Genomic DNA, 14,785 nt, shown 5'->3' on the forward strand with positions numbered 1-14,785 from the left:
TGTTACGTGTTTAACCAATGTTTAACACATCTCTCATAGTGAAAACGCCTGTTTTACCAATTAACCATTCTGCAGCTATAATTGCTCCTAAAGCAAATCCGTCACGATTATGAGCTGTGTGTTGTATGTTTATAGAATCTACGTCGCTTTGGTAACTAACCGTGTGTGTTCCGGGAACATTCTCTATTCTTTTAGCCGTTATAGGAATTGTATTTTCTCCGGTATCCGTTAAGCTCCACTTTTCTTTATTTGTGTGTTTAATGATGCCTTCTGCTAAGGTAATTGCTGTACCACTTGGTGCATCTAGTTTTTGTGTATGATGAATTTCTTCTATAGCTACATTGTATTGTGATTGATTTTTTAATAGTGTTGCTAATCGTTCATTTAATTCAAAAAAAACATTTACACCTAAACTAAAATTAGAAGCATAAATAAAAGCACCGTTATGTTTTTCACAAAGAGCTACAGCATCATTATATTTATCTAACCACCCGGTAGTACCAGATACAACCGGAATGTTGTTTTTTAGGCAGTAACTAATGTTGTTAAAAGCAGCATCAGGCACAGAAAAATCTATGGCAACATCGGTATTTGTTAAGGAATGCTCAGTAATGTTATTTGTTATTTTGTGTGATATGGTATGACCACGATCTGCTGCTAATCGTTCAATGGTTTTTCCCATTTTACCATAACCTAACAACGCAATTTTCATAGCTAAAAATTAAAAGTTAACTGCATGCCGTAATGTACACGGGCGTCTATTTGATTTTGGTAAAGATACGGTTTAAATGTAAGGTCCGGATTAACATTATATTGCCTTAAATGCGCATCTACATTGGCATCTATAATGTTAAGCACATAAAGACCTATGGTAATAAGTAGCGAAAGGTCTCTATTACGCTGGTAAAATTCTTGAGCATCTCTTAGTGCGTCGTCACTTACATCTGGATTGCCTACAACAACACCAGAGTTATTAATATCGTAAAACTCATCGTCTGTATAACCGGCTAACCTTCTTTTATAGGCAGTTCTGTAGCGGTCGTATTGGTCTGCATTTTTTTTGTAAAAATAAACTCCTGTGCCTATGGCACCATAAACAATAGGTATTTTCCAGTATTTTTTGTTGTATGCTTGTCCTAAACCGGGCAATACAGCCGAATAAAATGCTGCTCTACTTGGGGCGAGCGGGTCTATAGAATGTTTTTTAATAATACGTTCTGTTGCAGTAGTAACTGTGCTATCTGTTTGCTGTTCTTGAGCAAAAGTTACAACTGTAACCCATAAAAAAAATACTGTTGCAAATTGTTTAATTCTCACCTGAGATTAGCTTTTTTAGGCGTTTAAAATCTTCTTCTGATTGAAAAGGAATGGTAAGTTTACCTTTTCCGTTCGAAGAAAACTTTACTGCAACCTTAGTGCCAAAATAGTTAGATAAAGCTTCTATGTCTTTCTTTACGTTTTCCGGAATTTGGGTTTTAGTAGTATTTTTTGATTGGTTTGAAGATGAGCCGTTTTGAAGGTTTCTAACCAACTCTTCGGTTTCTCTAACAGAAAGTTTTTGCGCTATTATTTTTTCGTAAATATCCAGCTGTTGGTTTCTGTTTTCAATATTAATTAAAGCTCTGCCATGTCCCATAGATATAAAACCATCACGCATTCCGGTTTGAATAATAGGGTCTAACTTTAATAATCTTAAGTAATTGGTAATGGTAGAACGTTTTTTACCAACGCGTTCACTTAGCTGCTCTTGTGTTAGCTGAATTTCATCAATCAATCGTTCGTAAGAAAGTGCAATTTCTATAGGGTCTAAATCTTGGCGTTGAATGTTTTCAACCAAAGCCATTTCTAACGATTCTTGATCGTTAGCAATCCTAATATAAGCAGGTATAGTTTTTAATCCGGCTATTTTAGATGCGCGCAAACGGCGCTCCCCAGAAACTAATTGGTATTTGTTAAAACCAATTTTTCTAACGGTTATGGGTTGTATTACTCCTAACTCTTTTATAGAAGTAGCAAGTTCGCTAAGAGCTTCTTCGTTAAAGCTGGTTCTGGGCTGATAAGGGTTAACATCAATTGCATCTAACTCGAGCTCTACAATGTTTCCAACAACCTTATCGGCATTTTTATCTGATGCAGATTTAATATCGTTATTTGGGTCTTTTAACAAAGCCGATAACCCTCTTCCTAGTGCTTGCTTTTTCGTTGCTTTTGCCATCTATACGGTTTGCTTGTTTTTTTCTAAAATCTCGTGCGCTAAGTTTAAGTAATTTGCAGCACCTTTACTGCTGGCATCATAATTAATTATACTTTCACCGAAACTTGGGGCTTCACTTAAGCGAACATTTCGTTGTATAATGGTTTCAAAAACCATTCCGCTAAAATGTTTTTGTACTTCTTCTACAACCTGATTAGATAATCGTAAACGAGAATCGTACATGGTTAATAAAAGCCCTTCAATATCTAAATCAGGGTTGTGAATTGTTTGAACACTTTTAATGGTGTTAAGTAGTTTGCCCAAACCTTCTAACGCAAAATACTCACACTGAATTGGTATAATTACTGAGTTTGCAGCTGTTAATGCATTTAGAGTTAATAAGCCTAAAGAAGGGGCGCAATCTATTAAAATATAATCATATTCTTCTTTTAGATTACCAATAGCTTCTTTAAGCATATATTCTCTATTGTCTTTATCTACCAATTCTATTTCTATAGCAACAAGATCTATATGAGACGGTATGAGGTCTACATTAGGAGAACTTGTTTTAATAATAGTTTCTTTGGCGTCTAGGGTGTGTTCTAACAGTTGATAAGTGCCAGACTCTACCGTTTCTACATCAATTCCTAATCCGGAAGTGGCGTTTGCTTGGGGGTCGGCATCAATTAACAAAACTTTCTTTTCTAATACACCCAAGGAAGCAGCTAAATTAACGGTTGTTGTAGTTTTACCTACGCCTCCTTTTTGGTTTGCAATAGCAATGATTTTGCCCATGTTTTGTAATAGATTTGTAAGAGGTAAAAATACAATTATTTATGGGTTAAAAAAATGTAATTTATTAACAGAAAGTGAATAAAAAATGTAATAATTACTTATTCTTTTTAGCTCTAATCATTGCTTCGAGCATATCCCACATTTGTTCAGGAACTTGCTCTAGTAGGTTAAATTGCCCAGCACCTTTTAACCATTCGCCTCCATCTATAGTTATCACTTCTCCGTTTATATATGCTGCAAAATCAGATACCAAATAGGCTGCTAAATTGGCAAGTTCTTGATGTTCTCCTACACGTTTTAACGGTACTTTTTTAGCTAAATCAAATTTCTCTTTTAAATCGCCCGGAAGTAGTCTATCCCATGCTCCTTTAGTAGGGAATGGTCCGGGAGCTATTGCATTAAAGCGCATACCGTATTTAGCCCATTCTACTGCAAGACTACGTGTCATAGCCAAAACTCCGGCCTTTGCTGTTGCACTTGGTACTACATACGCAGAGCCTGTCCAAGCATAGGTAGTAACAATATTTAAAACATTGGTGTTTTTTTGTTTGGTGTCTATCCAATGTTTACCGAAAGCTAATGTACAATTTTTAGTTCCTTTTAAAACAATATCTATTATTGTATCAAAAGCGTTAGCCGATAAACGTTCTGTAGGAGATATAAAATTACCGGCAGCATTGTTAAGCAATACATCAACTTTACCAAATGCATCTATAACTTGCTTGTGCATGGCTTCTACTTGATCATAATGCCTAACGTCACACTGTACGGGTAAACAAGTACCTCCGGTTTCTGCCTCAAAATCTTTAGCGGTTTGAGTTAATTTCTCTAAGTTTCTAGATGTAATAGCAACGTTGGCTCCTAACTCTAAAAAGTATTTAGTCATTGCTTTGCCAAGACCGCTTCCGCCACCGGTTACTACAATATTTTTTCCTTTTAATGCATCTTCACGAAGCATTTTTTGTGCATACATCATAGGTAATTGATTTTAGTTTTGATAAAAGTACACATAAAACCTAAAATAATATGCATGCATAATAAAAATTATGCTAGTCTAATAAAATTTCTAAAATGGTAATGGCTGCATCACTAATTTTTGTCCCCGGACCAAATACAGCAACAGCACCGGCATTAAACAAAAACTCATAATCTTGTTGTGGGATAACACCGCCAACAACAACCATTATATCATCACGATCATATTTTTTAAGTTCTTCTATAACCTGAGGAACAAGTGTTTTATGCCCACCGGCCAATGACGATACTCCTAAAACATGAACATCGTTTTCTACTGCCTGCTTTGCAGCTTCTGCTGGAGTTTGAAAAAGCGGACCGATATCTACATCAAAACCTACATCGGCATAGCCCGTTGCAACAACTTTTGCTCCTCTGTCGTGTCCATCTTGCCCCATTTTAGCAATCATAATACGGGGTCTTCTACCTTCTTGCTCTGCAAAGGTGTTGGCTAACTGTTTTGCTCTTTCAAAACTATCGTCTTGTTTAATTTCTTTCGAATACACTCCACTAAATGATTGAATGTTTGCTTTATACCTGCCAAATACAGTTTCTAGAGCACTGCTAATCTCACCTAAAGTTGCTCTCTCTTTAGCTGCTTCTATTGCTAAAGCTAATAAATTTTTATTGCCTGTTTTAGCTGCATCTGTAAGTTTTTGCAAGGCAGCCGATACTTTTTCTGAGTTTCTTTCTCTTTTTATTTTCTGTAAACGCTCTATTTGTTGCTGTCTAACAACATTGTTATCTACTTCGAGAATTTGAAGTGGGTCTTCTTTTGCAAGTCTGTATTTGTTTACTCCAACTATTATGTCTTGCCCACTATCTATTCTGGCTTGTTTTCTTGCGGCAGCTTCTTCAATTCGCATTTTAGGAATACCGGCTTCGATAGCTTTGGTCATTCCGCCTAAATCTTCAATCTCTTGAATAAGTTTCCAAGCTTTATGCGCTATTTCATGTGTTAAAGATTCTACATAATAGCTTCCTGCCCAAGGGTCTACGGTTTTAGTAATTTTAGTCTCCTCTTGAAGATAAAGCTGAGTATTTCTGGCTATTCTGGCCGAAAAATCTGTTGGCAATGCAATTGCCTCATCTAATGCATTGGTATGTAAAGATTGTGTGCCACCAAATGCAGCTGCAGCAGCTTCAATACAAGTTCTTGCTACGTTGTTAAATGGGTCTTGTTCTGTTAAGCTCCATCCACTAGTTTGGCAGTGTGTTCTTAAGGCTAATGATTTTGGGTTTTTAGGATTAAATTGCTTAACCAGTTTTGCCCACAACATTCTTGCAGCTCTCATTTTAGCAATTTCCATAAAATGATTCATCCCGATAGCCCAGAAAAAAGATAATCGTGGAGCAAAATCATCTATATCCATCCCGGCTTTTATCCCGGTTCTAATGTATTCTAAACCGTCTGCAAGTGTGTATGCCAACTCAATATCTGCAGTAGCACCAGCCTCCTGCATATGGTATCCAGAGATACTAATGCTGTTAAATTTGGGCATGTATTTACTGGTGTACTCGAATATATCGGCAATAATTTTCATTGATGGAGTAGGAGGGTAAATGTAAGTGTTACGCACCATAAACTCCTTTAAAATATCGTTCTGAATGGTACCAGAAAGTTGCTCAGGCTTAACGCCCTGTTCTTGGGCTGCAACTATATAGAAAGCCATTATAGGCAAAACGGCACCGTTCATAGTCATAGAAACCGACATTTTATCGAGCGGAATTTGGTCGAAGAGTATTTTTATGTCTTCAACCGAGTCTATAGCTACTCCGGCTTTACCCACATCGCCCACTACGCGTTCATGATCACTGTCGTAACCTCTATGTGTAGCCAAATCAAAAGCAACAGAGAGACCTTTTTGGCCGGCAGCTAAGTTTCTTCTGTAAAATGCATTACTTTCTTCTGCTGTAGAAAATCCTGCATACTGCCTAATTGTCCATGGTCTTCTAACATACATTGTACTGTATGGGCCACGTAAATAAGGAGGTATCCCGGCAGCAAAGCGCAAGTGCTCTGCTTCTTCAAGATTATTTACAGTATAAACCGATTTAATTGATATGCCTTCTGCTGTTATAAAGTCTTCTCCATTAGAAGCAACATTTTTAGCAGCTGTATTATCATTAGCTAAGGTAATATGTTGAATTTCTTTTCTACTCATTTTCTAAACGTTCTTGCTCTAACGCTTCGGCTAAGCGTTTTTCAATGATGGGTTCAACAATAGTTTTTCGAGTGTTCTTTTTAACAAATGGATGTAACTCTAATTCGTGTTTCATCCTATCATTTTCATTAGGATATTTATTAGTTCCTATTAACACTTCTTTTTTAGTATTGAAAGCTTCTTGTTCTGTTTTAGCACTTTCTTTTATTTTTTGTTGAATGGTATGTTCTTTAAGCTGATTTATAAATCCGCCTCCGGCTTCTATCTGCTTAAATATTTCTAAGGCTTTTTGAGCTAGTTGTTGTGTTAAACTTTCAATGTAATAGCTTCCGTCTGCCGGATTATTTACTTTATTAAAATAGCTTTCATGTTTTAATATTAGTAATTGGTTTCTGGCAATGCGCTCACCAAATTCATTGCTTTTGTGGTAAAGAGCATCGTAAGGCAAATTGTAAACCATATTAGCACCACCTAAAACAGCACTCATACATTCTGTTGTAGTACGAAGCATATTAACATTGTAATCGTAAAGCGTTTTATTGCGTTTAGAAGGTGTTGCAATTATTGTACAGTTTGCAGAGCAATTGTATTCTTTGGCAATAGTTTGCCACAACAAGCGCAAGGCTCTGAGTTTTGCAATTTCAAAAAAGTAATTGCTCCCAACGGCAACATGAAAAGTAATAAGATTGTTTTTATTATTTGATAGCAACGACGCATTATTTAGCATATTTAAGTACTCGTTTGCATGTGCAATACTGTATGCTAACTGCTGTACTATTGTAGCACCGGCGTTTTGATAAAGTGCAGCGTTTACAGATAAAAAAGTTGCGTTTTTTATATTTTTAGTGCCGGATAAAATATTTTTTAGTACTGTAAAGTCTTCCTTTAAATTGGCATGCCAGTTGCCTGTTTTGGCTAAATTGCCAACTACATCTTGTAATATATGATAGGTAGCGTTAGAGTGATTTTTGCTGAAGTAATTAGTGATTTTTGAAACATATTCTTCAGATAAAAATTCTAATTGAATATAGGTAGGATATTTAGTTAAATCTATACCGTTAAATAGTGTACTTAAATTAGTTTCTGCAGTTGGAATGGTAACTAAAATACTTTCTGCACCACGCTGTAAAGCATCTTTTATTTGATTATTGGTTGCATTGGCATCAGAGGCATAAAAAAACTGACCAACGAGCCAATTGATTGCTTTTGTTTGAATGTTTACAGCATTTTGGCCGTCTTCATCAGGATGATAAAATGGTTTTACATTTATACCTTCGGGAGTTTTCCAGATTAAAGTTTCATTATAATCTGCTCCTTTAAGGTCTACCTGAATTTTTTGTTTCCATTGTTTAGCCGAAACCGGCTCAAACTCATTAAATAGCAAATCACTCATTTTGCTGGTTTTTAATACTGTCTTTGTATTCTATTAAGTAAATCTCTTCGTTATCTTTTTTTAAATAATATTTTTCTCTTGCAAAATGTTCAATCCCTTCAGGATCTTTTAGTTTTTTAATGGTGGCTTTGTCTTTTTCTATTTCTTTTTGCAAGAAATCTATTTGTTTTTCTAGCTTGTTTATTTCTTTTTCTAATTCTCTGTGTGTTAAATAAGAATTTGTATCAAAAAAAAGCATCCAAACAATAAAAACAGCACTTACAATAACATATATATTGCTGGCTACAGCAAACCATTTTTTTGATTTAAGTGCTTTAAAATTCACGTTTAGTTAGTTTATTGATTATGATAATCTTTCGTTTATAATGGTTCTAACAATATCTATTGCAACAGTATTGTATTTGTTGTTTGGAATAATAATATCTGCATATTCTTTCATAGGTTCTATAAACTGCTCGTGCATGGGTTTTAGGGTAGTTTGGTAACGTGTTAAAACCTCTTCTATATCTCTGCCACGCTCACTTATATCTCGTTTTATGCGTCTTATTAATCGTTCGTCAGAATCGGCATGAACAAAAATTTTAATATCGAACATGTCTCTTAGTTTTGCCTTAGACATGATTAAGATTCCCTCTACAATCATTACTTTTCTGGGATGTGTTAAAATAGTTTCTTTTGTACGATTATGTTCTACAAAAGAATATACAGGTTGCTCTATTGGGTTGCCGTTTCTGAGTTCGGTTAAATGTTTTTTTAAGAGTTTAAAATCTATAGCTCTTGGATGATCAAAATTTATCTTAGTACGCTCTTCGTAAGTAAGGTGCGAGGTGTCTTTGTAATAAGAGTCTTGAGAGATTACTCCAACTTCATTTTCAGGCAAGGAGTTAATTATTTGATTAACAACAGTAGTTTTACCACATCCGGTACCTCCGGTTATTCCAATTATCAGCATAATACGTTTTGTTTTTGCAAATTTAAGAATTCAAAATACTTATGACGGATAAAAGATAACTCCACTTGAAGAATCTTTTTTAGCACCGGTAACAGATTTTAAACAATTAGTTTTGCCCTCTACACGTAAAACTCCCATAAAAGCAAATACAAGAGCCTCTTTATAGTTTATTAAAGTGTTATCTGGTACTATTACAATGCAGTTTTTAGGAAGTTTGCTTTTAAGCGTATTTATTAAAAAGGTATTGTAAGTACCGCCACCTGTAATCAATATTTTATTTTCTTTAGCTGGGTTTGCATGTAAGCTTATGGTATTGGCAAGCTGCGAGGCAATATGTAAAACTAAGGTGTTTAAAATATTATTGTGAGTGTCTGAGGTGCTGTTTAAAACAGGCATTATATTTTCTTGAAACCACTCAAAACCTAAAGATTTAGGGTGTTTTTTTTGATAAAAAGGCAAACTGTTTAATGTGTTTAATAGCTGGTTGTTGCAAATTCCGGTTGCTGCTATTTTCCCTTCATCATCATATGGTAAATTTATTTGTTCTGTAATGTAGCTTAACATCATATTTACCGGACAAACATCAAAAGCTATACGATTACCTTTTTCTGTGAAAGAAATATTAGCAATTCCGCCAAGGTTTAAGCAGAAATCGTACTCAGAAAACAGCTCCTTATCTCCAATTGGCACTAATGGTGCTCCTTGCCCTCCCAGTGCTACATCGAGCGTTCTAAAATCGCACACAACTTTTAACTCGCTTGCATTGGCAAGATGTTGCCCTGAGCCTATTTGGAAGGTTATGCCTTTTTGGGGTTGATGAAACACAGTATGACCGTGGCTGGCAATAAAATCTGCCTCAAGATTATGTTTTACAATAAATTCTTTAGTACGCTTTCCTAACCAGATGCCATAAAAATTATGCAACGCTAGCAAATCCGGTGCATTAACGTGTATGGCATTAGCCAAACTTTCTTTTAACTTGTTTGGATAAGGTATGGTAGTTGCTTTATTTATAGTAAAATTCCATTGTTTACCCGAATAAGTAAAACTACAGTGAGCAATATCTAAACCATCTAACGAGGTTCCAGACATAAGCCCTATAACATTGTATATTTTAGTACTCATTTAATTGAGAGATTTTATATGATGTATCACCTCTTTGGGGTGTTCTTTTTAATAAAACAACATTGCTTTCTTCTCTGTAAACATCTACCACAGAGAATGCAATGTATTTAAATTTTTTAATAGCTTTTTTTAAAATTGTAGCAGTAACAGTATTGTTTTGTACAGGTATTTTAGTAATTAAATATTGTACGTTTTTTTTTCTAATTTTTTTTTCAGAATTACTTACGTAAAATAACAGACTTCTAATCTTACTGCTATCATTTATTTTAAAAGTAAAGTTTATAGCTTTAGGTAAGTTTTTAATTGATATTAATTTAGGTTTGCTTGGTGGTTTTGTTTGAGTAAGTAAAGGAGATTTTGGAGTAAGAGATTGGCTGTAATATACTTTGCGTTTTATAAGATTAGTTACTTTTTGGTGTTTGTTATATAACGATTTAGCACTAAAAAATATATTACCTTTTACCTGTTTGTTTTCTCTTGCTAAGTTTAATTGTTTAGGCAACTGATATTTTTTATTCCAATCTTTATGATTTGCCGTTTTAACTCTGTATGCAGCATTGCCAATATATAAATTTGTGTTTTGAGTGTTTTTACTCCACCAGTCTATTAGTAAACTATGAGAAACTTTAGGATGTTTTATTCTCCAGTAAAGTTGAGGTGCTAAATAATCTATCCAACCGTTTTTCATCCATGTTAAAGGGTCTGCATATAAATCGTCGTAATTTGTTTGTCCGGCTTGTGTGTTAGAGCCACGCTCATCAACAGAAGCATTTCTCCAAACTCCAAACGGACTTATACCAAATTGAACATAGGGCTTGCTGCTCTTTATGGTTTTATGAATGTTGTAAATAAGCGAATCTACATTTGCGCGACGCCAATCTTCTATTGATTGATTTGGCAAGGCATAAAGCTTGTACGAAGTTGTATCGTTAAAAAATTCATCTTTAATTTTATACGGATAAAAATAATCATCAAAATGAATTGCATCTACATCGTAACGTTCTACAACTTCTTTAACAATAGCTGTTAAGTGTTTCTGCACTTGGGGTAAGCCGGGATTGTAATAATACCTGTTACCGTATTTAACCATCCAATCTCTGTGCACATAAAAATCGTGATTAGTACTAAGTTTAGTCGTATCTAAGCTCATGGTAGCTCTATATGGGTTTAACCATGCATGAAACTCTAAACCGCGCTTATGACTTTCTGTAATCATCCACTTTAACGGATCGTAAAATGGAGTAGGAGGGTTTCCCTGTTCTCCGGTAAGGTATTCAGACCAAGGCGCAAGTTTAGATGGGTAAAAAGCATCGCCGGCAGTCCTAACCTGAACAATTACAGCATTAAAATGCAAGCTCTTGTAATATTCTAATAATGCTATAAAGTCTTGCTGCTGTTTGCTTACCGCATCGGTTTTGTGTTTGGGCCAATCAATATTTACAACGGTAGCAATCCAGACCCCTCTAAATTCTCTTTTTGGGGTGTTTATTTTAGTTATTCCACAAGATAATAAGCTAAAGCATAAAAATAAGATAACAATGTTATGAATGCGCATAGAAGATTTATATAAAAAAACGGTAGTCACTTTTCAAATTTATACTTTTGTAACCAAAATAACTGTATATTAACCCCAATATGAGCAACTTTAAAAAAATAACAGAGCAACCTTCTCTTTACAACAATCTTGAAAAAATGTCTACAGAAGAGTTGTTGCTTTGTATGAATAAAGAAGATCAAAAAGTTGCATTAGCTGTTAAAAAAGTAATTCCGGCTGTCACAAAATTAGTGGATGCCTTAACCGAACGATTTAATGCAGGAGGAAGGCTTTTTTATATTGGAGCCGGAACTAGTGGTAGGCTTGGTATTTTAGATGCATCAGAGATACCACCAACTTACGGTATGCCACCTGATAGAGTTATAGGAATAATTGCAGGAGGTGATACTGCAATTAGAAAAGCTGTAGAGTTTGCCGAAGATGATACTAAACAGGCTTGGTTAGATTTAACAGCTTACGGAATTAATAAAAATGATGTGGTGGTAGGTATTGCAGCATCCGGCACAACCCCGTATGTTGTTGGAGGAATAAAAGATGCCAACAAGCATGGAATTTTAACAGCTGCAATTACCAATAATCCGGGGTCTCCTTTGGCTTTAGAAGCTAATATACCTATAGAAATTGTTGTTGGCCCGGAGTTTGTAACCGGAAGTACACGAATGAAAAGTGGAACTTCGCAAAAGCTTGTTTTAAATATGATTTCTACGGCTTTAATGATTAAAATAGGTAGGGTTAAGGGTAATAAAATGGTAAATATGCAGCTTAATAATAATAAGCTGGTAGACAGAGGAGTTAGATTTTTAATAGAAGAGTTGCAAATTACCCGAGAGCAAGCCCAGAAATTGTTAGATAAACACGGCTCTGTAAAACAAGCGCTAATAGCTTTTGATGAAGGTAAAAATTAACTTTTCACAATTCTAAAAATACCTTTACCTTCTACAGCTATGTAAATATAACCATCCGGTGCTTGAACTACATTTCTAACTCGCCCAATATCTTCAAATAATTTTTCGCGTTTATCAACTTTGTTATTGTTAATTACTAAACGTTCTAAATACTGAAAAGATAGCGAGCCTACCAGTAAACTCCCTTTCCAGTCTGAATAATAATCAGAAGTAACAAAAGTCATCCCACATGGTGCAATAGAAGGGGTCCAGTAATAAATAGGTTGCTCCATACCGGGCATTTCGGTGTTTTCTGTAATTATAGAGCCATCATAATTAACACCATATGTAATTACAGGCCATCCGTAGTTTTTACCTTTTTCTATAATATTAATTTCATCACCACCTTTTGGGCCGTGCTCGTGTGACCAAATTTTACCGGTTTCCGGGTGTACTGTTAAACCTTGCGGATTTCTGTGTCCGTAGCTAAAAACTGCATGTTTAGCTTCAGGATCACTAACAAAAGGATTATCAGATGGAATACTTCCATCATCATGTAACCTGTAAATTTTTCCTCCGTCTCTGTTAATATTTTGCGGGTTAACATCACGATTTCCTCTGTCTCCAACTGAAAAATACACATAGTTATTCGCATCAAACGCTATTCTAGAACCAAAATGTACACCGGCAGTTGTATTGGGCGTGGCCTTATATAAAACTTCTAAATTAGTTAAACTGCTACCCGAAAGTTTAGCACGTGCTAATGCTGTGTTACCACCAGAACCACCACCTTCTACAGAGGCATAAGTAAAGTAAATCCAACCATTGTTTTCGTAATCCGGATGAAGAGCAATGTCCAGCAATCCACCTTGTCCGTTAACATGAATATCTGGAAGTCCTGTAATAGTTGTTTTTGTATTGTTTTTATAATGAATTAATGTGCCGCTTCTTTCTGTTATTAGCATACTGCCATCAGGTAAAAAAGCTAATCCCCATGGGCTCATTAAATTAGTAACAACCTCTTCTAATGTATAATTTATTGTTTTAGGAGTCTCTATATTAGAGTCTTCTTTTCCGTTGCAAGAAACAAATAAATGCAATGTAGCAACAAAAAAAAGGGCGTGTAATTTCATGGCTTTTAAAATTTTAGGTTGAAGTTACAAAGACCACTCTAAAATTCCGAAATATTAGCATTTTTTTAATACATAAATTCTATATTTGCATCCTCAAAATTATGAGACTACAATTCGGGGTGTAGCGTAGCCCGGTTATCGCGCTTGGTTTGGGACCAAGAGGTCGCAGGTTCGAATCCTGCCACCCCGACAGAGTTTAATTTAAAAAACAAGATTAATTTAAAATCTTACTATAAAATTATTTAAACCAAGGCGCTAATGTTTTCATTAGCGCTTTGGTTTTTTAAGCAGATATTAGCTACTATATAATTTATCAAAATTGTATATTTGTCCGCCAGAAAAACAATGTACTTTTCTTAAAGGTTTTAACTTACTTTTTTTCGGGATGTGGCGCAGTTGGTAGCGTACACGCATGGGGTGCGTGTGGTCGCTGGTTCGAGTCCAGTCATCCCGACTTTTACAAATGAACCCTCGCACATGAGGGTTCTTCTTTTAAATAATTCTCTGCAGTATTTTTCACTAAATAAATTGTATCTTAGCTAAGAGCAGTTTGTTTATCCTGTTGAAAACTCTTAACAAAAATAGCGTAAAAGTCTGTTTTTCAGTACATAAATAGTTTATCTTTACCATAAGTTAAACCATAAAAATGTACTAAAATGAAAAAATTAGCTTATTTGATTATTGCCGCTTTTGTATTGAGTTTTTATTCTTGGAATGCACAATCTCCTATTGATGAAAAACAATTAACAGATCAGTATGCAACAGACAAAGACAAGACTTCAAGCCCCGGAGATAAAGACGGAAGCGGACATCCGCACAAGCCACACGAAGTGGAGAATTAAAAATATTGTTTATATACTGGCAACGGCTGCAATAGCCGTTGCCTTTTTAACACACATTTATCTTCCGGTACATGAACCCGAAGTTGTAGAAGCTTCCCAGAAAATTGGTAACAATAATCTTTTAATTACCAAACACAGGGACAGCCTGGTAGACTTAACTATGGCCTACAAAGAAGGCAAAATGAGTCAGGAAATATTTTTCTTAGAAATAGACAAGCATATAGGGCTTTTAAAAATTTTAGAAGCTAATAAAAAAACCCTCGAACTTTCATATAGCCAAGTTTATAGTAATGCTTCTGTTTTTGGCTTTCCTTCACGCCATAAATTTATCTGGAATTTTGGGATTGCTCTAATTATTTGTGCTTTAGCGATAGAAATATTGGTAAGTGCTAATGCCATAAATGTGCCTAACGGTATAAAAAAAGCCAAAACCTTTTTTGGTATAACAGCAGGAACTATAGGCGGATATTTTATGACATGGATATTTTTTCCGCAAACAGATTTACCACATTACACATACATTTACATAATGATAGCCATTGGATTTTTGGCATCGCTTTCTGCATATTACTTTATTAAACTAAAAGCAGATAACTTAAATAAAATGCGTAATTATGTTAAATATCTTACAGACATAGTTGTGGTAAAAGCCAGGCAACATGCTAAAGATGACGATACATATGTTAGAGAGGTAATAATACCTACTGTTGATAAGCTAGACGAACAAACGTAG

The 14,785-nt window shown here is 35.1% G+C and carries 15 protein-coding genes and 2 tRNA genes; 5 read left to right on the forward strand and 12 right to left on the reverse strand.

Translation table 11 applies throughout. The annotated features are described in order from the left end of the window. Window positions 1–10: 10 nt before the first annotated feature. From dapB to ACZ5CF_RS06750, 11 genes are all read right to left on the reverse strand, one after another. Complete coding sequence (dapB, locus tag ACZ5CF_RS06700) at window positions 11–712, reverse strand: 4-hydroxy-tetrahydrodipicolinate reductase (protein ID WP_464578411.1); 702 nt, start codon at window positions 710–712, stop codon at window positions 11–13. Window positions 713–714: 2 nt separating this feature from the next. Then, window positions 715–1,317, reverse strand: a complete 603-nt coding sequence (locus ACZ5CF_RS06705; protein WP_464578412.1) for a DUF5683 domain-containing protein — start codon at window positions 1,315–1,317, stop codon at window positions 715–717. Further along, the gene (locus ACZ5CF_RS06710; RefSeq protein WP_464578414.1) at window positions 1,307–2,215 is read right to left on the reverse strand and encodes a ParB/RepB/Spo0J family partition protein; all 909 of its coding nucleotides are present in this window, start codon (window positions 2,213–2,215) and stop codon (window positions 1,307–1,309) included. Before ACZ5CF_RS06710 ends, ACZ5CF_RS06705 begins: the two co-directional genes overlap by 11 nt. Then, on the reverse strand, window positions 2,216–2,989 hold the full coding sequence (locus ACZ5CF_RS06715; protein WP_464578415.1) for a ParA family protein: 774 nt from the start codon (window positions 2,987–2,989) through the stop codon (window positions 2,216–2,218). It abuts the gene before it with no gap. A gap of 94 nt (window positions 2,990–3,083) precedes the next feature. Beyond that, the gene (locus tag ACZ5CF_RS06720) at window positions 3,084–3,965 is read right to left on the reverse strand and encodes an SDR family oxidoreductase (protein WP_464578417.1); all 882 of its coding nucleotides are present in this window, start codon (window positions 3,963–3,965) and stop codon (window positions 3,084–3,086) included. A gap of 73 nt (window positions 3,966–4,038) precedes the next feature. Then, the gene (gene scpA / locus ACZ5CF_RS06725; protein ID WP_464578418.1) at window positions 4,039–6,168 is read right to left on the reverse strand and encodes a methylmalonyl-CoA mutase; all 2,130 of its coding nucleotides are present in this window, start codon (window positions 6,166–6,168) and stop codon (window positions 4,039–4,041) included. Next, window positions 6,161–7,561, reverse strand: coding sequence for a methylmalonyl-CoA mutase subunit beta (locus tag ACZ5CF_RS06730; RefSeq protein WP_464578419.1), 1,401 nt, complete (start codon window positions 7,559–7,561; stop codon window positions 6,161–6,163). Before ACZ5CF_RS06730 ends, scpA begins: the two co-directional genes overlap by 8 nt. Continuing rightward, window positions 7,554–7,886 (reverse strand): FtsB family cell division protein, encoded by a 333-nt coding sequence (locus ACZ5CF_RS06735; protein ID WP_464578420.1) that lies wholly within the window; start codon window positions 7,884–7,886, stop codon window positions 7,554–7,556. The genes ACZ5CF_RS06730 and ACZ5CF_RS06735 overlap by 8 nt, the downstream gene beginning before the upstream one ends. An 18-nt stretch (window positions 7,887–7,904) precedes the next feature. After that, window positions 7,905–8,513, reverse strand: a complete 609-nt coding sequence (gene udk, locus ACZ5CF_RS06740) for a uridine kinase (RefSeq protein ID WP_464578422.1) — start codon at window positions 8,511–8,513, stop codon at window positions 7,905–7,907. A gap of 39 nt (window positions 8,514–8,552) precedes the next feature. Then, window positions 8,553–9,638, reverse strand: a complete 1,086-nt coding sequence (locus tag ACZ5CF_RS06745; RefSeq protein WP_464578423.1) for an anhydro-N-acetylmuramic acid kinase — start codon at window positions 9,636–9,638, stop codon at window positions 8,553–8,555. Beyond that, window positions 9,628–11,193, reverse strand: a complete 1,566-nt coding sequence (locus ACZ5CF_RS06750; RefSeq protein WP_464578425.1) for a glycoside hydrolase family 10-like protein — start codon at window positions 11,191–11,193, stop codon at window positions 9,628–9,630. Before ACZ5CF_RS06750 ends, ACZ5CF_RS06745 begins: the two co-directional genes overlap by 11 nt. Window positions 11,194–11,273: 80 nt before the next feature. Here ACZ5CF_RS06750 and murQ point away from each other — a divergent pair, with 80 nt between their 5' ends. Then, window positions 11,274–12,098, forward strand: coding sequence for an N-acetylmuramic acid 6-phosphate etherase (murQ, locus tag ACZ5CF_RS06755; protein ID WP_464578426.1), 825 nt, complete (start codon window positions 11,274–11,276; stop codon window positions 12,096–12,098). Here murQ and ACZ5CF_RS06760 read toward each other — a convergent pair. Further along, window positions 12,095–13,210, reverse strand: coding sequence for a PQQ-dependent sugar dehydrogenase (locus ACZ5CF_RS06760; protein WP_464578427.1), 1,116 nt, complete (start codon window positions 13,208–13,210; stop codon window positions 12,095–12,097). The genes murQ and ACZ5CF_RS06760 overlap by 4 nt on opposite strands. 115 nt (window positions 13,211–13,325) lie before the next feature. Here ACZ5CF_RS06760 and ACZ5CF_RS06765 point away from each other — a divergent pair. The 4 genes from ACZ5CF_RS06765 (at window position 13,326) to ACZ5CF_RS06780 (ending at window position 14,785) form a co-directional block, all read left to right on the forward strand. Then, window positions 13,326–13,400, forward strand: a tRNA-Pro gene (locus ACZ5CF_RS06765). A gap of 191 nt (window positions 13,401–13,591) precedes the next feature. Continuing rightward, window positions 13,592–13,664: transfer RNA gene (locus ACZ5CF_RS06770), tRNA-Pro, on the forward strand. A gap of 202 nt (window positions 13,665–13,866) precedes the next feature. Continuing rightward, window positions 13,867–14,052 carry a hypothetical protein gene (locus ACZ5CF_RS06775; protein ID WP_464578428.1) on the forward strand — a complete coding sequence of 62 codons (186 nt, stop codon included), beginning with the start codon at window positions 13,867–13,869 and terminating at the stop codon, window positions 14,050–14,052. 160 nt (window positions 14,053–14,212) lie between these two features. Next, the gene (locus ACZ5CF_RS06780) at window positions 14,213–14,785 is read left to right on the forward strand and encodes a hypothetical protein (RefSeq protein WP_464578429.1); all 573 of its coding nucleotides are present in this window, start codon (window positions 14,213–14,215) and stop codon (window positions 14,783–14,785) included.

This window comes from Lutaonella thermophila, assembly GCF_055387725.1.

What these genes read in the sequence shown, in the direction of transcription:
- dapB (WP_464578411.1), bottom strand. Translation starts at nt 712, where the DNA reads ATGAAAATTGCGTTGTTAGGTTATGGTAAAATGGGAAAAACCATTGAA.
- ACZ5CF_RS06710 (WP_464578414.1), bottom strand. Translation starts at nt 2,215, where the DNA reads ATGGCAAAAGCAACGAAAAAGCAAGCACTAGGAAGAGGGTTATCGGCT.
- ACZ5CF_RS06715 (WP_464578415.1), bottom strand. Translation starts at nt 2,989, where the DNA reads ATGGGCAAAATCATTGCTATTGCAAACCAAAAAGGAGGCGTAGGTAAA.
- ACZ5CF_RS06720 (WP_464578417.1), bottom strand. Translation starts at nt 3,965, where the DNA reads ATGATGTATGCACAAAAAATGCTTCGTGAAGATGCATTAAAAGGAAAA.
- scpA (WP_464578418.1), bottom strand. Translation starts at nt 6,168, where the DNA reads ATGAGTAGAAAAGAAATTCAACATATTACCTTAGCTAATGATAATACA.
- ACZ5CF_RS06730 (WP_464578419.1), bottom strand. Translation starts at nt 7,561, where the DNA reads ATGAGTGATTTGCTATTTAATGAGTTTGAGCCGGTTTCGGCTAAACAA.
- udk (WP_464578422.1), bottom strand. Translation starts at nt 8,513, where the DNA reads ATGCTGATAATTGGAATAACCGGAGGTACCGGATGTGGTAAAACTACT.
- ACZ5CF_RS06745 (WP_464578423.1), bottom strand. Translation starts at nt 9,638, where the DNA reads ATGAGTACTAAAATATACAATGTTATAGGGCTTATGTCTGGAACCTCG.
- ACZ5CF_RS06750 (WP_464578425.1), bottom strand. Translation starts at nt 11,193, where the DNA reads ATGCGCATTCATAACATTGTTATCTTATTTTTATGCTTTAGCTTATTA.
- murQ (WP_464578426.1), top strand. Translation starts at nt 11,274, where the DNA reads ATGAGCAACTTTAAAAAAATAACAGAGCAACCTTCTCTTTACAACAAT.
- ACZ5CF_RS06760 (WP_464578427.1), bottom strand. Translation starts at nt 13,210, where the DNA reads ATGAAATTACACGCCCTTTTTTTTGTTGCTACATTGCATTTATTTGTT.
- ACZ5CF_RS06775 (WP_464578428.1), top strand. Translation starts at nt 13,867, where the DNA reads ATGAAAAAATTAGCTTATTTGATTATTGCCGCTTTTGTATTGAGTTTT.
- ACZ5CF_RS06780 (WP_464578429.1), top strand. Translation starts at nt 14,213, where the DNA reads ATGGCCTACAAAGAAGGCAAAATGAGTCAGGAAATATTTTTCTTAGAA.